23 protein-coding genes are annotated in these 22,242 nt (G+C 64.7%); 18 read left to right on the plus strand and 5 right to left on the minus strand.

Features of this window, described 5'->3' with window-relative positions; genetic code table 11:
• On the minus strand, positions 1-682 hold a 682-nt coding region (locus WB785_RS18770), incomplete at its 3' end, for a Clp protease N-terminal domain-containing protein (RefSeq protein WP_424080799.1).
• Between the two features lie 145 nt (positions 683-827).
• On the opposite strand from WB785_RS18770, the gene WB785_RS18775 reads away from it, so the two are divergent.
• From WB785_RS18775 to WB785_RS18795, 5 genes are all read left to right on the plus strand, one after another.
• Entirely contained in the window at positions 828-1,571 is a 744-nt protein-coding gene (locus tag WB785_RS18775) for an enoyl-CoA hydratase/isomerase family protein (protein ID WP_424080800.1), read from the plus strand.
• Between the two features lie 26 nt (positions 1,572-1,597).
• The gene (locus WB785_RS18780) at positions 1,598-1,903 is read left to right on the plus strand and encodes a hypothetical protein (protein WP_424080801.1); all 306 of its coding nucleotides are present in this window, start codon (positions 1,598-1,600) and stop codon (positions 1,901-1,903) included.
• Between the two features lie 102 nt (positions 1,904-2,005).
• Positions 2,006-2,680: a GAP family protein gene (locus WB785_RS18785; RefSeq protein WP_424080802.1), complete on the plus strand. Its 675-nt coding sequence runs from the start codon at positions 2,006-2,008 to the stop codon at positions 2,678-2,680.
• Positions 2,681-2,712: 32 nt separating this feature from the next.
• Entirely contained in the window at positions 2,713-3,876 is a 1,164-nt protein-coding gene (locus WB785_RS18790; RefSeq protein ID WP_424080803.1) for an FAD-binding oxidoreductase, read from the plus strand.
• Between the two features lie 10 nt (positions 3,877-3,886).
• Positions 3,887-4,774 (plus strand): aldose 1-epimerase, encoded by an 888-nt coding sequence (locus WB785_RS18795; protein WP_424080804.1) that lies wholly within the window; start codon positions 3,887-3,889, stop codon positions 4,772-4,774.
• 7 nt (positions 4,775-4,781) lie between these two features.
• Here WB785_RS18795 and WB785_RS18800 read toward each other — a convergent pair whose 3' ends face one another.
• From WB785_RS18800 to dnaK, 4 genes are read right to left on the minus strand one after another with little or no spacing between them, the layout of a single operon-like run.
• On the minus strand, positions 4,782-5,165 hold the full coding sequence (locus WB785_RS18800) for a heat shock protein transcriptional repressor HspR (protein WP_424080805.1): 384 nt from the start codon (positions 5,163-5,165) through the stop codon (positions 4,782-4,784).
• Entirely contained in the window at positions 5,165-6,352 is a 1,188-nt protein-coding gene (dnaJ, locus tag WB785_RS18805; protein WP_424080806.1) for a molecular chaperone DnaJ, read from the minus strand. Before dnaJ ends, WB785_RS18800 begins: the two co-directional genes overlap by 1 nt.
• A 41-nt stretch (positions 6,353-6,393) precedes the next feature.
• Entirely contained in the window at positions 6,394-7,065 is a 672-nt protein-coding gene (grpE, locus tag WB785_RS18810; RefSeq protein ID WP_424080807.1) for a nucleotide exchange factor GrpE, read from the minus strand.
• Positions 7,062-8,918: a molecular chaperone DnaK gene (gene dnaK, locus WB785_RS18815; protein ID WP_424080808.1), complete on the minus strand. Its 1,857-nt coding sequence runs from the start codon at positions 8,916-8,918 to the stop codon at positions 7,062-7,064. The genes grpE and dnaK overlap by 4 nt, the downstream gene beginning before the upstream one ends.
• A 266-nt stretch (positions 8,919-9,184) precedes the next feature.
• Here dnaK and WB785_RS18820 point away from each other — a divergent pair, with 266 nt between their 5' ends.
• The 13 genes from WB785_RS18820 to WB785_RS18880 all read left to right on the plus strand — a co-directional run bounded on the left by WB785_RS18820 (position 9,185) and on the right by WB785_RS18880 (position 22,235).
• Positions 9,185-10,663: an amino acid permease gene (locus WB785_RS18820; protein ID WP_424080809.1), complete on the plus strand. Its 1,479-nt coding sequence runs from the start codon at positions 9,185-9,187 to the stop codon at positions 10,661-10,663.
• Between the two features lie 30 nt (positions 10,664-10,693).
• Positions 10,694-11,311, plus strand: coding sequence for a TetR/AcrR family transcriptional regulator (locus WB785_RS18825; protein ID WP_424080810.1), 618 nt, complete (start codon positions 10,694-10,696; stop codon positions 11,309-11,311).
• A gap of 2 nt (positions 11,312-11,313) precedes the next feature.
• Positions 11,314-11,973, plus strand: coding sequence for an enoyl-CoA hydratase-related protein (locus WB785_RS18830; protein ID WP_424080811.1), 660 nt, complete (start codon positions 11,314-11,316; stop codon positions 11,971-11,973).
• 54 nt (positions 11,974-12,027) lie between these two features.
• Positions 12,028-13,482 (plus strand): aldehyde dehydrogenase family protein, encoded by a 1,455-nt coding sequence (locus WB785_RS18835; protein WP_424080812.1) that lies wholly within the window; start codon positions 12,028-12,030, stop codon positions 13,480-13,482.
• Positions 13,483-13,502: 20 nt separating this feature from the next.
• Positions 13,503-14,222, plus strand: a complete 720-nt coding sequence (locus WB785_RS18840; protein ID WP_424080827.1) for an MBL fold metallo-hydrolase — start codon at positions 13,503-13,505, stop codon at positions 14,220-14,222.
• Between the two features lie 65 nt (positions 14,223-14,287).
• On the plus strand, positions 14,288-14,857 hold the full coding sequence (locus WB785_RS18845) for a hypothetical protein (RefSeq protein ID WP_424080828.1): 570 nt from the start codon (positions 14,288-14,290) through the stop codon (positions 14,855-14,857).
• Positions 14,858-14,928: 71 nt separating this feature from the next.
• Positions 14,929-15,858: an LLM class F420-dependent oxidoreductase gene (locus WB785_RS18850; RefSeq protein ID WP_424080813.1), complete on the plus strand. Its 930-nt coding sequence runs from the start codon at positions 14,929-14,931 to the stop codon at positions 15,856-15,858.
• A 51-nt stretch (positions 15,859-15,909) separates the two neighbouring features.
• On the plus strand, positions 15,910-16,431 hold the full coding sequence (locus WB785_RS18855) for a hypothetical protein (RefSeq protein WP_424080814.1): 522 nt from the start codon (positions 15,910-15,912) through the stop codon (positions 16,429-16,431).
• Entirely contained in the window at positions 16,428-16,796 is a 369-nt protein-coding gene (locus WB785_RS18860; protein WP_424080815.1) for a hypothetical protein, read from the plus strand. Before WB785_RS18855 ends, WB785_RS18860 begins: the two co-directional genes overlap by 4 nt.
• A 27-nt stretch (positions 16,797-16,823) precedes the next feature.
• Positions 16,824-17,273, plus strand: a complete 450-nt coding sequence (locus WB785_RS18865) for a hypothetical protein (RefSeq protein ID WP_424080816.1) — start codon at positions 16,824-16,826, stop codon at positions 17,271-17,273.
• A gap of 147 nt (positions 17,274-17,420) precedes the next feature.
• Positions 17,421-20,264, plus strand: a complete 2,844-nt coding sequence (locus tag WB785_RS18870) for a heterodisulfide reductase-related iron-sulfur binding cluster (RefSeq protein ID WP_424080817.1) — start codon at positions 17,421-17,423, stop codon at positions 20,262-20,264.
• A gap of 24 nt (positions 20,265-20,288) precedes the next feature.
• On the plus strand, positions 20,289-21,581 hold the full coding sequence (locus tag WB785_RS18875; protein ID WP_424080818.1) for a pyridoxal phosphate-dependent aminotransferase: 1,293 nt from the start codon (positions 20,289-20,291) through the stop codon (positions 21,579-21,581).
• 93 nt (positions 21,582-21,674) lie between these two features.
• Entirely contained in the window at positions 21,675-22,235 is a 561-nt protein-coding gene (locus tag WB785_RS18880) for a hypothetical protein (protein ID WP_424080829.1), read from the plus strand.
• The last annotated feature ends 7 nt before the right edge of the window (positions 22,236-22,242 follow it).

Raw genomic sequence — 22,242 nt, forward strand, 5'->3', positions numbered from 1 at the left:
CGTCACCGGCGACGATGCGCTGAGCCAGCCCTTCCACGATGGCGGTCTTACCCACACCCGGCTCGCCGATCAGCACCGGGTTGTTCTTGGTGCGACGGCTCAGCACCTGCACGACGCGTCGAATCTCGTTGTCCCGACCGATAACTGGGTCGAGTTTGCCTTCGCGGGCGCTGGCGGTCAGGTCGGTGGAGTACTTCTCCAGCGCCTGATAAGTGGCCTCGGGGTCGGCGCTCGTCACTCGCGCGCTGCCGCGCACTTTGACGAACGCGTCGCGCAACGCCTGCGGTGAGGCGCCATGTCCGGTCAGCAGCTTGGCGACGTCGGAGTCGCCGGTGGCCAGTCCGACCATCAGGTGCTCGGTGGAGACGTATTCGTCGTCCATCTCGGTGGCCAGGTGCTGAGCGGTGGTGATGGATGCGAGCGATTCACGGGACAGCTGCGGTTGCGAGCTGGCGCCGCTGATCTGCGGCAGCCGCTCGACCAAACGCTGGGCTTCGGTGCGGATAGTGGCGGGCTCGACGCCGACAGCTTCCAATAGCGGCGCGGCGATCCCGTCGTTCTGTGTCAGCAGCGCCAACAGCAGATGAGCCGGCCTGATCTCGGGGTTGCCGGCGGCAGTCGCCGCCTGCAGGGCCGATGTCAGGGCCGCCTGCGTCTTGGTGGTCGGGTTAAAAGAATCCACGACACCTCCATCTGGGTCTAGAAGGGGTTGGTCAAAAATGCTTCTCGGGTTGTTCAACGCCGTCAAGGTTGAGTCTGTTCCGCTCAACTCTACCGAATTTCGACGGACTCCCGCCAAACTGAGATACGACGAAAGGTGGCATTGAATGCTGGCAATCAACGAAGACGGGCCGATACTGCGGGTCGAACTGAACCGCCCTGAGTCGCTCAACGCCCTCGACGACGACGTGCTACTGGAGCTGGCCGATCTCTACACCCGGCTTCAGCAGCGGTTCGATCTGAAGGCGGTTGTCCTCGGCGGGCGTGGCCGCGCGTTCTGCGCCGGCGCCGATCTCCGCAACCCACCCGGATTTGCGGGCACCAGCGGCCGCGAACGTCGCTACCACTCACAGATCGGCTACCGTGCCTGCCAGGCCATCGCCGACTGCGAAGTGGTGACGATCGCGCGGCTGCATGGGCATGTCATCGGCGGCGGATTCGCGCTCGCGCTGGCCTGCGACTTCCGCGTCGCCGCCACCGACACCGTGTTCAGGCTCCCCGAGGTCGACATCGGTGTGCCGATGACCTGGGGCACGGTACCTCGCCTGATCGCCGAGATCGGTGCCGCGAGAGCACGCGAGATTGTGCTGCTCGCCGACCGGATCGACGCCCAGACTGCGCACCGCATTTCGCTCGTCCATCGATTGGCAGAAGCCGACGAGCTTGACGACGCAACACGGGCACTCGTCGATGTCATCGTCGCCAAACCCGACTACGCGCTGCACGCCAGCAAAACGCAGTTTCGTGCCTACAGCCGCCCGTCGGGTGATCCCACGTTCGCCGACGGCGACCTGGTCAGCCTCTCCACACGCTTTAATCCCACGCGTGAGACCCCAGACCCCCCAACCTAGACTCGATTCGAACGTATGATCGATTAGTGGGCGACCTCGCGTCGATCGGATACAACGGGCAGCCGGTCCGCAACCCGTTCCGCGTGGTGCGCCCGCCGATCACTGTGCTGGTCGACCTGACCGTCCTCTTTCCGCGGGAGCCGCACCGGTCGGGGCGGTATTACCCCAACGGCCTGCAGCTGCACAAAGTCGTCGAGGGCCGGCTGACCTGCTGGGGCATCTGCGAGCAGGGCGACTGGTGGGGTCTGGTGACCTATCCGGTCGTCTACGGGTCCAAGCGCAAAACCGTGACGCACTGGGTGCCGGCCTGGTTGCTGCGGCGCAAGGCTTAACGCCAAAACGCTCGAGATCGACGTCCGTGCGAAAAAATCGCCTAGGTGCCGCGCTGACGTCAATCTCGATGCGACTAGGCGAGCAATGCGAAGATTCAGCCCGTGACAGGAAGTTGGAGTTCCGTGCTGACCACGCTGATTCCGCTCGCCCTGGTCATCGGGGTCTCGCCGTTCTCAATCGTCCCTGCGGTGTTGGTGCTGCAGACCCCGCACCCGCGACCGACCGGTCTCGCCTTCCTGGGCGGTTGGCTGGTTGGGCTGGCCGCGCTGACCGCGATCTTCGTCGCGTTCTCCGGCGCGCTAAGCGGGCTGCGCCACTCTCCACCGACGTGGGCATCCTGGCTGCGCGTCGTGGCCGGGCTTGCATTGATCGGGTACGGGATCTACGAGTGGCTCAACCGGAGCCGCCGCACCGAGCCACCGAAATGGATGCGGTCTTTCTCCACCCTGACGCCCCGACGTGCCGGGATAACGGGGCTGGTTTTGGTGGTGCTCCGGATCGAGGTACTCAGCATGTGCGCCTTGGCCGGTTTGGCCATCGGCAGCAGCGGACTCGGCATCGCGGCCGACTGTATAACCGGGGTGATTTTCCTCGTCGTTGCCTCATCGACGGTCGGCATCCCGGTCTTGGCCTACGCGGCCGCCGGCGAGCGCCTCGACGAGCCGATGGCCCGGCTCAAGGACTGGATGGAAAAGAACAACGCCGCGATGATGGGAGCGATCCTGGTGGTGATCGGCCTGATCGTGCTCTACCACGGCGCTAAAGCGCTGTACTGACCAGCGCTCAATGCCGGATAAAATCGTCGGGCGTGAGCCTCAACGACCGTTATGCGATGGCGGTATTGCACGCCGCCATCGATCCGGACGACGCAAACGGGCTCATCGGCCGGTTCTATACCCGCTGGTTTTCCCTTGACGTCTCGCTGCGTGACCTGTTCCCTCCGGATATGGCCGGCCAACGGATCGCCTTCGCTCATGCGCTGAACTGGGTTTACGGCGAGCTGGTTGCGCAGCGAGCCGACGAGCCGGTGGCGTTTTTGGCTCAGCTGGGACGCGACCATCGCAAATACGGGGTGCTGCCCGAGCATTACGAGACGTTGGGCCAGGCGCTGCACGCGACCCTGCGCGACGAGTTGGCCGACGCCTGGACCGATGCCGTCGACGCGGCCGCCGGGCAGTCGCTGAACTTGATTACCGGGGTGATGAGCGGCGCCGCCGACGCCGAACAGGGGCCGGCCTGGTGGGACGGCACGGTGGTCGAGCAGCTGCGGATCTCTCGCGACCTGGCGGTAGTTCGGCTGCAGTTGGACCGCCCGATGGACTACCACGCCGGGCAGTACGTGAACGTCGCGGTGCCGCAGTGCCCACGGCGGTGGAGGTATCTGACGCCGGCCATTCCGCCGGATGACAGCGGCGCCATCGAGTTTCACGTCCGCGCGGTTTCCGGCGGCCTAGTCAGCAACGCCATCGTCAACGAGACCCAGCCCGGCGACCGGTGGCGGCTGTCCAGCCCGCACGGCGGTTTACAGGTCGACCGCGACGGCGGCGACGTGCTGATGGTCGCGGGCAGCACCGGGCTCGCGCCGCTGCGCTCGATCATCATGGACCTCACCCGCTGGGGTGTGAACCCGCGTGTGCACATGTTCTTCGGCGGGCGCTATCCCTGCGAGCTCTACGACCTGCCCACCCTGTGGCAGGTCGCCACACACAATCCCTGGCTGTCAGTGACGCCGGTCTCCGAGCACAACGGCGACCCCGCCTGGGCCGCCGACTATCCCGACGTGACACCGCCGCGTGGACTGCATCTGCGACAGACCGGCAAGCTGATGGACGTCGTCACCAAATACGGCGGCTGGGGTGACCGGCAGATCCTGATCTGCGGCGGACCGGAGATGGTGCGCGCGACCAAGGCTGCACTGATCGCCAAAGGTGCGCCGCCAGAGCGCATCCAACACGATCCGCTGCACAGCTAGTCTTAACCTCGTGCACATCGTCACGCTGGGCGACGCGTCGTCAGATCTGGAAGCCCAGTTCGTCCCGGACGCCGGCATGATCGGCATCTCACTGACTGACTCGGGCGTCCAACTGCTCGGCCAGCGCCGCGGTTTGGACGCCTATGTGGCCGACGGCAAGACGATGGGCATCCCGATCCTGTACCCGTGGGCAAATCGGCTGGGCGGCAACACGTATACAGCGGAGGGCACCACAGTCACGCTGGCAGCCGGACACAATGGAGTGCGCGCTGATCCCAGCGGGCTACCGATTCACGGGGTGCTTGCCGCCTATCCCAACTGGCGGGTGACGCATGAGTCGGCCAACGAGCTGAGCGCCGAAGCAAACTTCGGTGATCAGGATCTGTTGGCGAGCTTTCCGTTTCCGCATCGACTAGCGCTGACAGTCACGCTAACCGAGCGGACCTTGCGGGTGCGCACCTCGGTGGCGCCGACCGGCGATCGACCGGTGCCACTGTGTTTCGGTTTCCACCCGTATCTCCAGTTGCCGGATGTGCCGCGCGACCAATGGATCATCGAGATCCCGGCGATGCGACACCTCAAGCTTGACGGGCGGGGCCTGCCGACCGGTGAGATGACATTGCAACCCGCCACGACTGAAGCCTTGGGCGACAAGGCCTTTGACGACGGCTATGACGAGGTTGCCGATGGCGCCGTGTTCGCGGTGTCCGGTGGCGGCCGTCGTATCGAGGTCCACTTCGAGCAGGGGTATCCGGCGGCGCAGATCTTCGCCCCGCCGGACGAAGACGTCGTGTGCTTCGAGCCGATGGCCGCACCCACCGATGCGCTGCGCCGCGGCGGTTACCGGTCCGCGCCGCCGGGCGATTGGGGCGTCGCGGTGTTTTCCATCCGTGTCTAGCGGCGACTTAGCGCCGGGGTTGCCAGACGACGACGGCGGTGCTCTTGGGCACCACCGCGATGTCGCGTCGCTGGTTGGCCCGCAGCGCCTCGATCTCGGCGGCCATCTCGCTCAGCCGTGACTGTAGTGCCTCGACCTGATTGGTCAGCTCGATAATGCGTTTGATCCCAGCCAGATTGACGCCCTCGTCCTGGGATAGCCGTTGCACTTCGCGGAGCAGCTCGACGTCGTGCTGCGAATAACGCCGTCCACCACCGGAACTGCGGCTTGGGCTGACCAGACCGAGCCGGTCATATGTACGCAGCGTCTGTGCATGCATACCAGCCAGCTCGGCGGCCACCGAGATCAAGAAGGTCCGCGCCGCGCCTTTGTCATTCCTGTTCTTAGCCATCAGCCATTACCTGCCCATCCGGCCCGCGGATCGAAGCCGCCGGAGCGCTCCGCGGCGGCATAAGCTTCCAGCGCCTCCTTCGCCGCACCTTCCAGGTTGGGCGGGACTGCGACTTTGACGGTGACCAGCAAGTCGCCCTGGCCACCGGACCGCTTGGGCACGCCGCGTCCGCGTACCCGCAGAATTCGCCCGTCGGCAGTGCCCTTCGGCACCCGAACACCGACCTTGCCGTCCAGCGTCGGCACTGAAAGCGTTGTACCCAAAGCTAACTCGGTGAAGCTGACCGGAACTGTGACGGTGAGGTCATCGCCGTCGCGGCCGAAAACCTTGTCCGGCCGCACGTGCACGGTGACATAGAGGTCACCGGATGGAGCGCCGCGCAGCCCGGCCTCTCCTTGGCCGGCCAGCCGGATCCGTTGTCCGTCCTCGACACCCGGCGGGATCCGCACGTTGATCGTGCGGGTGCGGGTGGTGACACCGGTCCCCTTGCACTCCTCGCAAGGGTTCTCGATGATCGACCCGCTACCGCGGCAATTGGTGCATGGCTCGGAGAAGCCGAAAGCGCCTTGGTTGCTGCTGATTACACCCGCACCGTTACAGGTGGGGCACACCTTCGGGCTGGTGCCCGGCCTGGCCCCGCTGCCATGACAGTTGGTGCACGGCGCCGGACTCGTCAGCCGCAGCGGCATCGCCACGCCCTTGGTGGCTTCCATGAAGCTCAGCTCGGCTTCGGTCTCCAGGTCGTTGCCGCGGCGCGGACGGCTCGGGCGCTGTGAAGCGCCGCGACCGAACAGGCCACCGAACAGGTCGCCGATGTTGGTGCCGCCGGAGCGACCGGCGGCATCGAACAAATCGTTGAGGTTGAAATCGGCGCCATCACCGCCGAAGCCGCCCACATTGAAGCCGCCACCGAAGTCCCCGCCGTTGAACCGGCGACCGAATCCGCCTCCGGCGAACAGCCGACGGGTTTCGTCGTACTCCTTGCGCTTGGCCGGATCCGTGAGCACTTCCTTGGCCTCGGAGACGGCCTTGTACCGATCTTCGGCGGCCTTGTTTCCGGGGTTGCGGTCCGGGTGATTCTCGGCGAGCAGCTTGCGGGCCACCCGCTTGATTTCGTCTGGGCCGGCGTCAGGAGCGACGCCCAGCTCCTTGTAGAAGTCCTTTTCGACCCATTCGCGTTGGGCCATATCGCGTCACCCCCTTCCGCCTTTCCCTAGTGAGCTCGTCGTTATCTCTCCGACGGCTCTGATGATTCTGCGTCGTGCTCATCCTCGTTCGCGTCGTTATCGACTGTGTCGGAGGTCTCGGTTTCTGCGGCGTCATCCGGGATGGTGTCCACCACCCCGACCAAAGCGTGCCGCAGCACCTGATCACCCAATTTGTAACCGTGCCGCATCACGTTGCCGATCACCGGCTTCGAGCCCTGGCCGCCATCGCCCTCGTGTTGCACTGCTTCGTGCAGCACCGGGTCGAAGTCGTCGCCCTCGGCGCCGAACGCCGTCAACCCAAGCCCGGTCAGGGCGCTGAGCAATTTGTCGGCGACCAACTTCAGCGGGCCAGACTCTAGATCTCCGTGGCTGCGGGCGCGGTCGAGATCGTCGAGCACGCCCAGTAATTGGCTGACGACGCCAGCCTTGGCGCGCTCGGCGGTCGCTTCCTGATCGCGCAACGCCCGCTTGCGGTAGTTGGCGTAGTCGGCTTGCACCCGCTGCAGATCGGCGGTCAGCTCGGCAACCTTGTCGGCGGTGGCTGCGCCTTCGCCGGCTTTGGCATCCGCGGCCTCCGGCGCCGCCCCGCTGGGGGCGGCTCCGGAAGCCACGTGGCGTACTTGACCGGTCTCGGGATCAATCCGCCGCTTGTCGGTAACGGTTACCTGTTCGGATGGCTTGGGTTCGCTCACTGGGCCTCCCGGTCATCGTCGACCACCTCCGCGTCGACGACGTCATCGGCACCGCCCGGGCCGGGCTCGCCCGCGCCGCCCGCCGCCTGCTCGGCTTGGGTGGCCTCGTAGATCGCCTGGCCGAGGGCCTGCGATTCTTGGCCCAGCTTCTCCATCGCGGACTTGATGGCGCCGATGTCGGTGCCGCCCAACGCCGTCTTGGCCTCGGCGACCGCGGCGTCGACCTTGTTGAGGGTGTCCTCGGGAACCTTCGAACCGCCTTCGGCTTCGCGCTGCTCCTTCACGAATTTCTCCGTCTGGTAGACCAGCGTCTCCGCCTGGTTGCGGACATCGGCCTCTTCGCGCCGCTTGCGGTCCTCCTCGGCGTGCGCCTCGGCGTCCTTGATCATCCGGTCGATCTCTTCCTTGGACAGGCCGGAGCCCTCCTGGATTTTGATCGTGTTCTCCTTGCCGGTGCCCTTGTCCTTGGCCGTCACGTGCACGATGCCGTTGGCGTCGATGTCGAAAGTGACCTCGATCTGCGGGACGCCGCGCGGAGCCGGCGGAATACCGGTCAGCTCGAAGGAGCCGAGCAGCTTGTTGTGCGAAGCGATTTCGCGCTCACCCTGATAGACCTGGATCTGCACCGACGGCTGGTTGTCGTCGGCCGTGGTGAAGGTCTCCGACCGCTTCGTCGGGATCGTGGTGTTGCGCTCGATCAGCTTGGTCATCACGCCACCCTTGGTCTCAATGCCCAAGCTCAGCGGCGTAACGTCAAGCAGCAGAACGTCTTTCACCTCGCCCTTCAGCACACCGGCCTGCAGGGCAGCACCCACGGCAACAACCTCGTCGGGGTTGACGCCCTTGTTGGGCTCCTTACCGCCGGTGAGCTCCTTGACCAGCTCGGTCACCGCGGGCATGCGGGTGGAACCACCCACCATGACCACGTGGTCGATCTCAGAAACCGAGATACCGGCGTCCTTGATCACCTGCTGGAACGGGTTGCGGGTGCGGTCCAGCAGATCTTGGGTGATCTTCTGGAACTCCGCACGGGTGAGCTGCTCATCGAGGAACAGCGGGTTCTTGTCGGAGTCAACGGTGATGTAGGGCAGGTTGATCGACGTGCCCTGGCTGGAGCTCAGTTCGATCTTGGCCTTCTCGGCCGCTTCGCGCAGCCGCTGCATGGCCATCTTGTCCTTGGTCAGGTCGATGCCTGCGCTGGCCTTGAACTTGTCGACCAGCCAGCTGACGATCCGGTCGTCCCAGTCGTCGCCGCCGAGGTGGTTGTCACCCGAGGTGGCGCGGACCTCCACGACACCGTCACCGATCTCCAGCAACGACACGTCGAAGGTGCCGCCACCGAGGTCGAAGACCAGGATCCGCTGCTCCTTCTCGCCCTTGTCCAACCCGTAGGCCAGCGCGGCCGCGGTCGGCTCGTTGACGATGCGCAGCACGTTCAGGCCGGCGATCTGACCAGCCTCCTTGGTGGCTTGGCGCTGAGCGTCGTTGAAGTAGGCAGGCGTGGTGATCACCGCGTCGGTGATGTCCTCACCGAGGTAGGCCTCGGCGTCGCGCTTCAGCTTCATCAGAACGCGCGCGCTGATCTCCTGCGCGGTGTACTTCTTGTCATCGATCTCGACAGACCAGTCGGTGCCCATGTGTCGTTTCACCGACCGAATGGTGCGGTCAACGTTGGTCACCGCCTGGTTCTTGGCAGGCTGGCCGACCAGTACCTCGCCATTACGCGCGAACGCGACGATGGACGGAGTGGTCCGCGAGCCCTCGGAGTTGGCGACGACGACGGGGTCCCCACCCTCCAGAACTGCGACGACGGAGTTAGTGGTCCCGAGGTCGATACCGACCGCACGAGCCATGGTGAATCCTTCCTGATAGTCGAGCATTCTCTTGCACTACGCTGCTGAGTGAACCTGGCTCAAGACTGCCTTCCCCACCGCGTCGATGTCAAGCCAGAGTTGAGCCTTATCCACTCAAGTTATTCAAAGGCGTCAACGGCGTTGCTCAAGAGTTTGTTCCCCGACTGTTGAGAGCGCCGTCACAGCGTGGGATAGTTTCGCAACCAGTGCGTTCTAGGGCGTGCCCGCGTCGCAGCGTCGCACCAAGCCACGACGATAGGAACCCGATGCCACCGCCGCCCAGCACGCCCGGACCGGCCGCCGGCGAGAACGCTGGGCTCGCCCGCGAGGATGCGGGCTATCACCATGACCTGCACAACCGGCAGATGCAGATGATCGCCATCGGCGGAGCCATCGGGACCGGGCTGTTCATGGGCGCGGGAGCACGGCTGGCGTCCGCGGGGCCCGGCTTGTTTTTGATCTACGGGATCTGCGGCGGCTTTGTGTTCTTGATCCTGCGCGCGCTCGGCGAGCTGGTACTGCATCGCCCGGCAACGGGCTCGTTCGTCTCGTACGCCCGCGAGTTCTTCGGGGAGAAAGCAGCTTTCGTCGCCGGCTGGATGTACTTCCTGAACTGGGCGATGGCGGCCATCGTCGACAGCACCGCGATCGCAACCTACTTCCACTATTGGACCGCGTTCCAGGCGGTCCCACAGTGGACGCTCGCGCTCATCGCGCTGGTGGGCGTGGTGTCGGTGAACCTGATCTCGGTGAAGGCCTTCGGCGAGTTCGAGTTCTGGGCAGCGCTGATCAAGGTGGTAGCCCTGACGACTTTCCTGGTCGTCGGAATCGTGTTTCTGGCCGGCCGGTTCAAGATCGAAGGGCGGACCACGGGGCCCAGCCTCTGGGCCGACCACGGCGGATTCCTGCCGACCGGCCTCCTGCCGCTGGTGCTGGTCACCTCGGGGGTGATATTCGCTTATGCCGCAGTCGAACTGGTCGGCACCGCGGCCGGCGAAACCGCGGAACCGGAAAAGGTGATGCCACGAGCGATCAACTCGGTGATCGCCCGCATCGCGGTCTTCTACTGCGGATCGGTCCTGCTGTTGGCGCTGCTGCTGCCCTACACCACCTATAAACACGGCGAGAGCCCGTTCGTCACGTTCTTCTCCAGAATCGGTTTTGGCGGCGCGGGCTCGGTGATGAACGTGGTGGTTCTGACCGCCGCGTTCTCCAGCCTGAACGCCGGGTTGTACTCCACGGGCCGCGTCCTGCGGTCGATGTCGGTGAACGGCAGCGGTCCGAAGTTCACCGGACGGATGTCGAAAAACGGTGTGCCGTATGGCGGCATCCTGCTGACCGCCACCATCGGGCTGTTCGGCGTCGTGCTCAACGCGGTCAAACCGAGCCAAGCCTTCGAAATCGTGCTCAACATCGCCGCGGTGGGGGTGCTGGCGGCGTGGGCGACGATCGTGCTCTGCCAACTCCGGTTCTACCGCAGGGTGAAAGCCGGAACGATGCAGCGGCCACACTTCCGGATGCCGCTCGCCCCGTACAGCGGCTACGTCACGCTGGTGTTCCTGGCCGGCGTGTTGGTACTGATGATGCTCGACCCGGAGAAGGGTCCCTGGGTGATCGCGGCGCTGGTAGCCGCCGTCCCCGCCCTGATCGGCGGCTGGTTTCTGGTGCGTGGCCGGGTGACGGCGGCCGCCACCACCGAAGCTGTCGAGCACCCCAGCGAGATCCCAGACCTAGCGGCGGAGTAATAGAGCACCTGCTCTGTTACTATAGCTGGCGTGCCCCGCCCGCGTGTGTACGAGCCGGATCGGGTTCTGGACGCCGTCGAGTCGTTGGCGGTGGCCTCCGGGCCCGCTTCGGTGACCATCCGCGCAATCAGCGCCACCGTCGGTGTGTCCAACGGCGCGCTGTACCACACGTTCGGCTCGCGCTCGGGCCTGATGGGCCGGGCATGGCTGCGGGCCGGACGTCGATTCCTCACTGTGCAAAACGCGTTGGTCGATCAGGCCATCGCGAAAGGCGGCACGCGGGCGGCGGTGGTGGCCGCCGCTGATGCGCCGGTGGTGTTCGCCGAGCAGTATCCGGACTCTTCCAAACTGCTGTTGACGGTGCGCCGCGATGAGCTCTTGGATTCCGATCTTCCTGACGAAATCGCCACGGAGCTAAGCGATCTCGATCGATTACTTGTCGGCTTGATGATCCGGCTCGCGGTCGGCGTATGGGACCGTAAAGATGCGCGTGCCGTCGATACCATCACCACCTGCATTGTCGATTTGCCGACGGCCATCCTGCTGCGTCGTGACAGGCTGGCCAACGCAACTGCCCGTGAACATCTACGCGCGTCGGTGCGCGCGGTTCTCGACGTCGGGCCACCGCCTCTGAAGAAAGGGAAATAGACATGGGGTTTAGCCTCAATTACGACGAGAAGATCGCGATCCTTGATCTTGGTGACGACGAAAACCGTTTCTCACCAGGATTTCTCGACGAGGTTGACGCGCACCTCGATGAGGTCCTCGGCGCCGGCGCGCAAGGCTTGGTCACCACCGGCGGCGGCAAGTTCTACTCCAATGGCCTGGATCTCGATTGGCTGGGGGCCAACGGGGATCGGACCCAGTGGTATGTCGGACGCGTTCAGGGCATGCTGGCCCGCTTCCTCACCCTGCCTGTCCCCACCGCGGCGGCGCTGGTCGGCCACGCCTTCGGCGCAGGCGCAATGTTGGCCTTGGCGCACGACTTTCGGGTGATGCGCGCTGACCGCGGCTTCTTCTGCTTTCCCGAAGCTGACATCCGTATCCCCTTTACGCCTGGCATGGCAGCGCTGATCCAAGCCAAGCTCACTCCGCAGGCGGCGGTCGCGTCGATGACGACCGGACGCCGCTTCGGCGGCGACGACGCCGCAAGCCTTGACATCGTCGACTCCGTTGCCCCCGAGGGCGCAGTGACATCCGCGGCGGTCGAGGTTCTTCGTCCCCTCGGCGCCAAAGACCCAGGCACGGTCGGCGCGATCAAACAGACCATGTTCGGGCACGCCGTGCATGCGTTGACCGCCAGTAGTTAACGGCATACCCTTCGCCTCGTACGGCACTCTATTTTCATAGAAGAGGGGGTACCGATGGCGGTGCAGGCGGTGTTGGACGAGATCCGCAAACGGCCCGGCACCGGTGACGTGATCCGCGTCTTCGATCCCTCCACCGAAGAGCAGATCACCGAGTTCAAAGACTGCGGTCCCGACGCCGTCAACGAGGCAGTGGCACGTGCTAAGGCGACCGCCGAGTCCGGCGTGTGGTCGGGCCTGCCCGATTACGAGCGAGCGAAGGTGCTGTGGCGGGTCGGCGAGCTGATCGATCAGAACACGACAATTCTGCAAGAGCTCGAGTCGCTCAACGGTGGCATGACTCCGGTTCAGGCGCAGGCACAGGTGCGGGTCGCTGCCGAATTCTTCCGCTACTACGCCGGCTGGTGCACCAAGATCGAGGGCATCGCACGCGACGTGAACACGGGCGGTCTCACCGGCGTCGATTCGCACTTGCATACCTACACGCTGAAAGAGCCCTACGGCGTGGTCGGGCTGATCTTTCCGTGGAACGGCCCGGCGTTTAACTTCTGCGCCAAGCTCGCGCCGTCGCTGGCTGCGGGTTGCAGCAGCGTCGTCAAGCCCGCCGAGGAAACCCCGCTGACAGCAATCGTTTTGGATCAAATCCTGACCGAGGCGGGAGTACCGGAGGGGGTGGCGAACTTGGTGCTCGGCTACGGTCACACCGCCGGCGCGGCGCTGACCGCGCACCCCGACGTCGAGAAGGTCGCGTTCACCGGCTCGACCGAAGTCGGCCGGGAAATCGTGCACGCCGCGGCGGCCAGCAACCTCAACAAGGTCACGCTCGAACTCGGTGGCAAGTCGCCCGTGCTGATTTTCGACGACGCCAATCTGAAGACCGCCATCACCACGGCGGCATTCGGCACCTTCATCCACTCCGGCCAAGCCTGCGTGTGCGGGTCACGCATCTTCGCCCAGCGCGGCGTCTACGACCAGGTCGTGGCGGGAATCGCGAAAATGGCCAACCGTCTGCAACTCGGAGGCCCGAACGAAGAGGGCACCGTGATCGGCCCGCTGATCAGCCAGAAGCAGCTCACCCGCGTCCTGGGCTACCTCGACGAGGGGCGCGGCGACGGGGTCGAGATCGTCACGGGCGGACACCGACTCGACCGCAAGGGGTACTTCGTGCACCCGACCGTGCTCACCAACGTCGCGAGCACAAGCCGGTTGTTCCAAGAGGAGATCTTCGGGCCGGTGGTCACCGTCTTGCCGTTCGACGACGACGACGAAGCCGTCGTCCTGGCCAACGACAGCACCTACGGGCTGGCCGCCACCGCGTGGACCAAGGACCTTGGCCGCGCACACCGATTGGCCAAGCGGCTCAAAGCCGGAACCGTTGGGCTGAACTGTCAGATGCAGTTCGACCACTCGATGCCGTTCGGCGGGTACAAGCAATCCGGTTGGGGCTACGAATCCGGCAAAGCCGGCATCGAAACGTACTTACAGAACAAAATTGTCTGGGCGCAGATGTAAAAGTAGGTATGGACGCTGGACTGCACACCAAAGTCGACGAGATCGCGCAGGGTATCTACCGGTTCTCCACCTGGGTGCCGGGCATCACCGAACACGGGTTCACCTTCAACCAGTTTCTGCTGACCGGTGACGAACCGTTTCTGTTCCACTGCGGCATGCGCCAACTGTTCCCGCTGGTTTCGGGGGCCATCGCCAAGGTGATTCCGTTGGAGCAATTGCGTTGGATCTCGTTCGCCCACCTCGAGGCCGACGAGTGCGGCGCGATGAACATGCTGCTGGCTGCCGCGCCGCACGCCCAAGTCATCCACGGTCCGCTGGCCTGCATGCTTTCGCTGACGGATATGTGCGACCGGCCGCCGGTGCCAGTGGGCACCGAACCTGGCGACGTGCTTGATATCGGCGGGCACCGACTGCGGTTCATCGCCACGCCGCACGTGCCGCACAACTGGGAAAGCGGGCTGTGGTTCGACGAGACTACCTCAACGTTGCTGGCCGGCGACCTGCTCACACACACCGGCCAATGTCCTGCGCTGACCGAATCCGATTGCGTAGCACCGGCATTGGAAGCTGAGGCGCTGTTCCATGCCACCGGCCTGACCACCAATCTACAGCCTACGTTGGAGCAGTTGGCCCAGCTGACACCGAGCACGCTGGCGCTGATGCACGGCGCGTCGTTCACCGGCGACTGCGCCGGCCAACTGCGCGGCTTGGCCGATGGCTACGCCGCGATGGCCGGCTAACCCGGCAACTGCGGGCGCGTCACTGCAGTCACTTCTGTCACTTCGTGCGTAGGCTGGTCTCTGAGATGTTTTGCGAGAGAGCAAAGACCGCACGCGCCAGCGGCCGGCTGCTGCTGGCGGCCCTGCTGGCCAGCGCCGCGCTGATGAGCGGATGCAGCTCCCTGATCCACGGCAAACCAGTGGCCTCGCCGCCCGCCGGAGCGACCGAACCGTCGTTTCCGAAAGGTCGACCGTCCGTCCCGTCACCGACCCCATCGCGGCCAGCGCCGCCGAGCGCCAATCCACCGGGCAGCATCATTTCGTTGCCAGCTGACCCAAACGGCTACGTCTTCATCGAAACCAAATCCGGTCAGACGCGCTGTCAGATCAACCGCCACTCAGTCGGTTGCGAGGCACAGTTCACCGACTCCCCAATGCAGGACGGTGAACGGGCCAACGGCGTGAACATCACTGAGGACGGTTCGGTGCAATGGGTGCTGGGCAACCTCGGCGACATTCCCACCGTGTCTATCGACTACCTCACCTACGACGCCGAGGGCTGGACGATCGCAGCCAGCGAAAGTGGCACCCGGTTCACCAACGACAACACCGGCCACGGCATGTTCGTCAGCGTCGAAAAGGTGGACACCTTCTAGCCGGGCAGATCAGTCTGGTCTAGGCCCGAAGACTTTCGAGCCGGCCTCAGTCCGGCATTAGTCTGGCGCTCGTGGACTTTCGGGTATTCGTTGAACCGCAGCAAGGCGCCAGCTACTCCGACCAGCTAGCCGTCGCGCAGACCGCCGAGGCACTGGGATTCAACGCGTTCTTCCGCTCCGACCACTATCTGGCGATGAGCGGCGACGGACTGCCCGGCCCGACCGACTCCTGGGTGACGTTGGGCGGCATTGCCCGCGAGACATCATCAATCCGGCTGGGCACACTGGTCACCTCGGCAACATTCCGCCATCCCGGCCCGCTGGCCGTCGCGGTCGCGCAGGTCGACGAAATGAGCGGTGGCAGAGTCGAATTCGGAATCGGTACCGGTTGGTTCGAACCGGAGCATCTCGCCTATGCGATCCCCTTCCCCCCGCTGCGCGAACGATTCGATCGGCTCACCGAACAGCTCGAACTGATTACCGGCCTGTGGACCTCACCGATCGGAGAAAAATTCGACTACGCGGGCACGCATTACGCGGTCAACGACTCGCCCGCTTTGCCCAAGCCGGTGCAACAGCCTCATCCACCGATCATCGTCGGCGGGATGGGCGCCAACCGGACGCCGGCACTGGCCGCGACGTTCGCCGACGAATTCAACGTGCCCTTCGCCTCGTTGGACACCGTCAAGACCCAATTCGAGCGGGTTCGCGAAGCAGTCCATTCGGTCGGCCGGCCCGTCGACGCGATGACGTACTCGGCAGCGTTTGTGGTGTGCGCCGGGCGCGACGATGCGGAGATCAGTCGCCGAGCTGCCGCCATCGGGCGCGAGGTCGACGAGCTGCGGTCCAATTCTCCGCTGGTGGGCACCCCCAATGAGATTGTCGAGCGGCTCGGGTCGTTCGCGGACGTCGGCGTGCAGCGGGTGTATCTGCAACTGCTGGACCTCTCAGACCTCGAACACCTGCGGCTTTTCGCCGATGGGGTCACTCGGCAGCTCTGACGTCCCCGCCGGCACCCGACGCGTCGGCCGGATGTCAGTAGCATCGGGGCGATGACAGGCTTCGGTCCGCACGGTCCTCCGGACGATCCCAGCGAACGGGAAACCCGGATGGCCGACTACGGCGCGGTAAATCCACAGCCTGCAGGTCCCGACGACTACACGGTTTATTCCGGGCCTCCTGAACCGGAATCGCCGCCGCCGCCCTGGTATCGCAAGCGCTCGCTGCTTGCCGTGTGGGCCACGATGGTGGCGATCTTGGTCGTGCTGATCATCTACGGCCTCATCGAGCTCTCGCACGGCCCCGGCGGCGGCGGAACGTCCACGACCACGCAGTCAACGACATCGACCGGGTCGTCGACAACGACCCCGTCGACAACGACAACTTCGCCGTCGACGACCACCACCCCGCCGTCCTCCTCGTCCGAGGAGGCCCCGCCACCGGGTAACAATGCTCCTCCAGCCGGTGGGGCCCCCGCCCCGGCCCAGCCGCCGCCGCCGCACCACCATGTGCCGCACATTCCGCCGACAATCTCGTTGCCGCACACCGTGATTACGCTGCCGCACGTACCGTGACGGACCACGGTTCTCCGAGACCTCCAGATGACCCAAGTGAAGCGCCGACCGGCCAGTACGACTACAGCGACTACGGCCCCGCTCCCGGGTCGACACCGTGGTATCGCAGGCGGGCGGCTCTGATCGGCTTAGGCGTGCTCGCAGCCATCCTGATCGCGCTGATGATCTACGGGATCGTCGAGCTGACACGTAGCGACAGCTCCACCTCCCCGTCGACATCGCCGACGACGTCTGCGGTCACCACCACGCCGTCGACTACTACCTCTCTGCCAAGCAGCCAAACGACGACGGAACCACTCGTCCCTGCGCCGACGACCAGCTCGCCGCTTCATCACCATCACCACCACGACGGCGGTATGCCATAGGGGGGAGCGTCGGTAGGATCGGTGTTCGTGGGGGGCAGCAGACCACCATATGACGTCGATGGTTACGCCGAGCACGACTTGAGCCTCGGCGCGAGCAACGATCTGTTCGGTACCGACGAGACGTCGTCACCCTGGTTTCTCAAGCCGTGGGTGCTAGCGCTGTGGGGCCTGACGGTAGTGATTCTGATCGCGATCATCGTCTATGGCCTCGTCATCTTGGCCACCGGCAACGGCGGCAGCGGACCGGCCACCACCCGGCCGTCGACAACCACGTCGCACTCAACCACCCCGGCCCGCACGACCACGCCGTCGTCGACCCTTCCGACCACGACCACGCCCGAGACGACGCCCGAACCCGCGCCACCGCAGACCACCCAGACCTGGACGCAGCAACGTCCCCGTCATCGCTGGTGGAACGGCAACGTGCCGCAGATTCCCGGGATCCCCCCAATGCACGTTCCCGGCACCGGACCGTAGCCGGGCCCTCCTACCCGAAGTTAGGGCAGCCTTTGTCGCGGTCAACGCGGGAAAGATGCAACTATGAGCAGGCCTGGTGATTAAGTTACTAGCGAGTAACATGACAGAAGTTACTGCTGAGTAACCTCGGAATTGGGGAGACGCTCCGTGCAGACGCAGATGCTGATCAGACTGGTAGTGGGCCTCGGCATGACGGCGATCGTCGGATTGCTCGCCCTCCGTCGGGTCGGCTGGCTGGCCAAACTCACCCTGTCCGGCCAGCCCGCCTCCGGCCGCACCGACGACGTCGGCGGTCGAGTCTGGGCCGAGGTGTCGGAGGTGTTCGGGCAGCGGCGGCTGCTGAAATGGTCGATCCCGGGCTTGGCGCACCTCTTCACCATGTGGGGCTTCTTCATCCTCTTCACGGTCTATTTGGAGGCATACGGCAACCTGTTCCAGTCCAACTTCCACATCCCGATCGTCGGGCGATGGGACGCGCTGGGCTTCTTGCAAGACTTCATCGCCCTTGCGGTGTTAGCGGGCATCATCACGTTCGCCATCATCAGGTTGCGCTCCGAGCCGAAGGAGTACGGCCGCTCGTCACGCTTCTATGGCTCGCATACCGGCGGCGCCTGGCTGATCCTGTTCATGATCTTTCTGGTCGTCTTCAGTTACTCGATCTTCCGCGGTGCCGCGGTGAACACCGGAAACTTCCCTTACGGCTGGGGTGCGTTCTTCTCGCGCGGCATGGGGGCGCTGATGCAGCCCCTCGGCCCGACTGCCAACGAGTGGATCGAGACGATCGCGCTGCTCGCTCACATCGCAGTTGCGCTCGCGTTCCTGATCATCGTGCTGCATTCCAAGCACCTGCACATCTTCCTTGCACCGATCAACGTGATCTTCAAGCGGCTGCCCGATGGGCTGGGCCCGCTGCTGCCGATGGAATCCGACGGCAAGCCAATCGATTTCGAGAACCCGCCAGATGACGCGACATTCGGCCGCGGCAAGATCGAAGACTTCACCTGGAAGGGCATGCTCGATTTCGCGACGTGTACCGAGTGTGGCCGTTGCCAATCGCAGTGCCCGGCCTGGAACACCGCCAAGCCGCTGTCGCCCAAGCTCGTCATCATGGACCTGCGGGATCACTGGATGGCCAAGGCCCCCTACATCCTTGGTCAAAAGACTGCCGAGCCGCTCGAGGGCCTCGACCTCGAGACGGAGCACGAGGAAGGCCACCATGTGCCCGAATCGGGCTTCGGTCGGGTGCCCGGGCACGGGCCCGAGCAGGCCGCCCGCCCGCTGGTCGGCACCGCCGAGCAAGGCGGCGTGATCGACCCCGACGTGCTGTGGTCGTGCGTCACCTGCGGCGCGCGCGTTGAGCAGTGCCCGGTCGACATCGAGCACATCGACCACATCGTCGATATGCGCCGCTACCAGGTCATGATGGAGTCCGAGTTCCCCTCCGAGTTGTCGGTGCTGTTCAAAAACCTTGAGACCAAAGGCAATCCGTGGGGCCAAAACGCCTCCGACCGCACCAACTGGATCGACGAGGTGGACTTCGATGTCCCCGTCTATGGCCAAGACGTCGAGAGCTTCGACGGCTACGAATACCTGTTCTGGGTGGGCTGCGCCGGTGCTTACGACGACAAGGCCAAGAAGACGACCAAGGCCGTGGCCGAACTGCTGGCGATCGCCGGGGTGAAGTATTTGGTGCTCGGCACCGGCGAAACCTGCAACGGCGACGCGGCGCGACGCTCGGGCAACGAGTTCCTGTTCCAGCAGCTCGCTCAGCAGGCGGTGGAAACGCTGGACGGCGTCTTCGAGGGAGTCGAAACCGTCGACCGCAAGATCGTCGTCACCTGCCCGCACTGCTTCAACACTCTTGGCCGCGAATACCGGCAACTGGGTAGCAATTACAGCGTGCTGCACCACACCCAGCTGCTCAACCGGCTGGTGCGCGACAAGAAGCTGATCCCGGTCAGCCCGGTCGCTGAAGACATCACCTACCACGACCCCTGCTACTTGGGCCGCCACAACAAGGAATACGCGGCGCCGCGCGAGTTGATCGGCGCCTCGGGCGCAAAGCTGACTGAGATGCCCCGTCACGCCGATCGCAGCTTCTGCTGCGGTGCCGGCGGTGCGCGGATGTGGATGGAAGAGCACATCGGCAAGCGGATCAACCACGAACGTGTCGACGAGGCGTTGGCCACCGGCGCGACCACGGTGGCCACCGCGTGCCCGTTCTGCCGGGTGATGGTCAGCGACGGCGTCAACGACCGCCAGGAGGCAGCTGGGCGCGAAGGCGTCGACGTGCGCGACGTGGCGCAGCTGTTGCTCGAGTCGCTGGACCGCGGCGCGGTCAAGCTGCCGGAAAAGGGCACGGCCGCCAAAGAGGCGGCTGAGCATGCCGAAAAGGCTGCTCCGAAAGCATCGGCGGCAACCGCCACCGCTCCGGCGAAAGAGACCGCCGCTGCACCCGCAGAAGCCGCTGCACCGACACCAGACAAGGCCACCAAAGCGGTCACCGGGCTGGGTATCGCCGGCGCCGCCAAGCGACCCGGCGCCAAAAAGGCCGCAGCGCCAACGCAATCCACTGAGCAAGCCAAGGCACCTGCTACCGAGGAAGGCAAGGCTCCTGCCGCACCGGTCAAAGGTCTGGGCATCGCCGGCGGCGCTAAGCGGCCCGGCGCCAAGAAGACTGCTGCCCCAACACAATCCGCGCCCGCCGCACAGCCCGAGGCGAAATCCGATTCGGCCGCTCCCGAAGCGAAGGCGCCGGCCGCACCGGTCAAGGGTCTGGGCTTGGCGGCCGGAGCCAAACGGCCCGGTGCCAAAAAGGCCGCTCCCGCCGCACAACCCGCGGCCGCGCAGCCAAAGGCTGAGGCCAAGCCCGAACCGTCAGCAACGGCGGAACCGGAACCGGAAGCTCAAGATGGCGAGACCCAGGCACCCGCGGCGCCGGTTAAAGGATTGGGCATCGCCCGCGGTGCACGCCCACCAGGAAAACGCTGATCAAGCCAGTTTTGGCATTAATAATTGGACAGTCATGGCACCATTGTTGACGTGACTACGCATCAGCTGCCCTGGCATACCGCAGGCCATCAGCCGCGGCAGCGTACGTTCGCGCAGTCATCGAAGCTGCAAGATGTGCTCTACGAAATCCGCGGCCCGGTGCACGATCACGCCGCGCGGCTGGAATCCGAAGGGCACCGGATCCTCAAACTCAACATCGGCAACCCGGCGCCGTTCGGCTTCGAAGCGCCCGACGTGATCATGCGCGACATGATCCAGGCGCTGCCGTACGCGCAGGGCTACTCCGACTCCAAGGGCATCCTGTCGGCGCGGCGTGCGGTGGTCACCCGCTACGAACTGGTCGACGGCTTCCCGCGATTCGACGTCGACGACGTCTATCTGGGCAACGGGGTCTCCGAGCTGATCACGCTGACACTGCAGGCGCTGCTGGACAACGGCGACCAAGTGTTGATTCCGGCACCCGACTATCCGCTATGGACGGCGTCAACCTCGCTCGCCGGCGGCACACCGGTGCACTACCTGTGCGACGAAACTCAGGGCTGGCAGCCCGATATCGCCGACCTCGAGTCGAAGATCACCGAGCGGACCAAGGCGCTGGTCGTGATCAACCCGAACAATCCCACCGGCGCGGTATACGGTCGCGAAATCCTTTCACAGATGGCCGATCTGGCGCGCAAGCATCAGCTGCTGCTGCTCGCAGACGAGATCTACGACAAGATCCTCTACGACGACGCCGAACACATCAGCATGGCCACGGTTGCACCCGACGTGTTGTGCCTGACTTTCAATGGCCTATCCAAGGCTTACCGCGTTGCCGGATACCGGGCCGGCTGGCTGGCGATCACCGGGCCCAAGGAACACGCCACCAGCTTCATCGAGGGCATCAGCCTGCTGGCGAATATGCGGCTGTGCCCGAATGTTCCAGCACAGCATGCGATTCAGGTCGCCCTGGGCGGTCACCAAAGCATCGATGACCTCGTGCTTCCGGGTGGGCGACTGCGCGAACAACGCGACGTGGCGTGGTCCAAGCTCAACGAGATCCCCGGGGTCTCGTGCGTCAAACCCGCCGGCGCTCTCTACACGTTTCCGCGGCTGGATCCCGAGGTGCACGAGATCCAAGACGACGAGCAACTGGTCCTGGATCTGCTACTGACGGAAAAGATTCTGGTCACTCAGGGCACCGGATTCAACTGGCCCGCACCGGATCACCTACGGATCGTGACGCTGCCATGGTCGCGCGACCTGACACAGGCTATCGAGAGGTTGGGTAACTTCCTGGCCAGCTACCGCCAGTAGTCCGCGCCGCTGGCGTGCAGTCGAAAGCCGACCAGGGCCTTCGATCGGGTGCTAATGTTGGCGCCCACCGGACCCTGTGGACGGAAGATGACGATGCCCGCGAGCGATTACGCATGGCACAGACCCGCCGCGATGGCCCTCCCTAAGGAAGGCTATTTCGAACTGGAACGAGGCCGATACGGCCCGGTCTACCCCAGGACCCCCGCCTGCTACGGATTCTCGATCATCGCGAAAGTCAAGGAAGGTCGCGAAGAAGCCGTCCGCGCATACGGCAAGCAAATCGAGGAGGCGATAGCCGCCAGCCCGGAGGTGCTCGCGCCGCTGCGGCTGCATTACCTTCGCTGGGTTCTGTTCGACGTGGGTTCCGGGCTGCATTTTCAATACCAGGGCATCTTCGACACGGACTTCGACAAATACACCGAAGACGCGGTAGCGCTGTTCAGCCAGACCGGCATCACCACGGTTTTCACCAACCTTGAAGGGTTTCCCGAAGACTGGAAGACCAACACCGAGGCGTTCGCCAAGTTCGTCCGCGAGCACCATGTGCCCAGCTTCCTGGAGTATGGCGAGTACCCGTACGTTACCGCTGACGAGATCAAAAAGGCATTGCGGCTCAAAGCGGCGTTCTCGGACATGCTCGACCAGATGCAGTGATTCGCAT

The organism is Mycobacterium sp., from assembly GCF_049585075.1.
Classification (GTDB): Bacteria; Actinomycetota; Actinomycetes; order Mycobacteriales; family Mycobacteriaceae; genus Mycobacterium.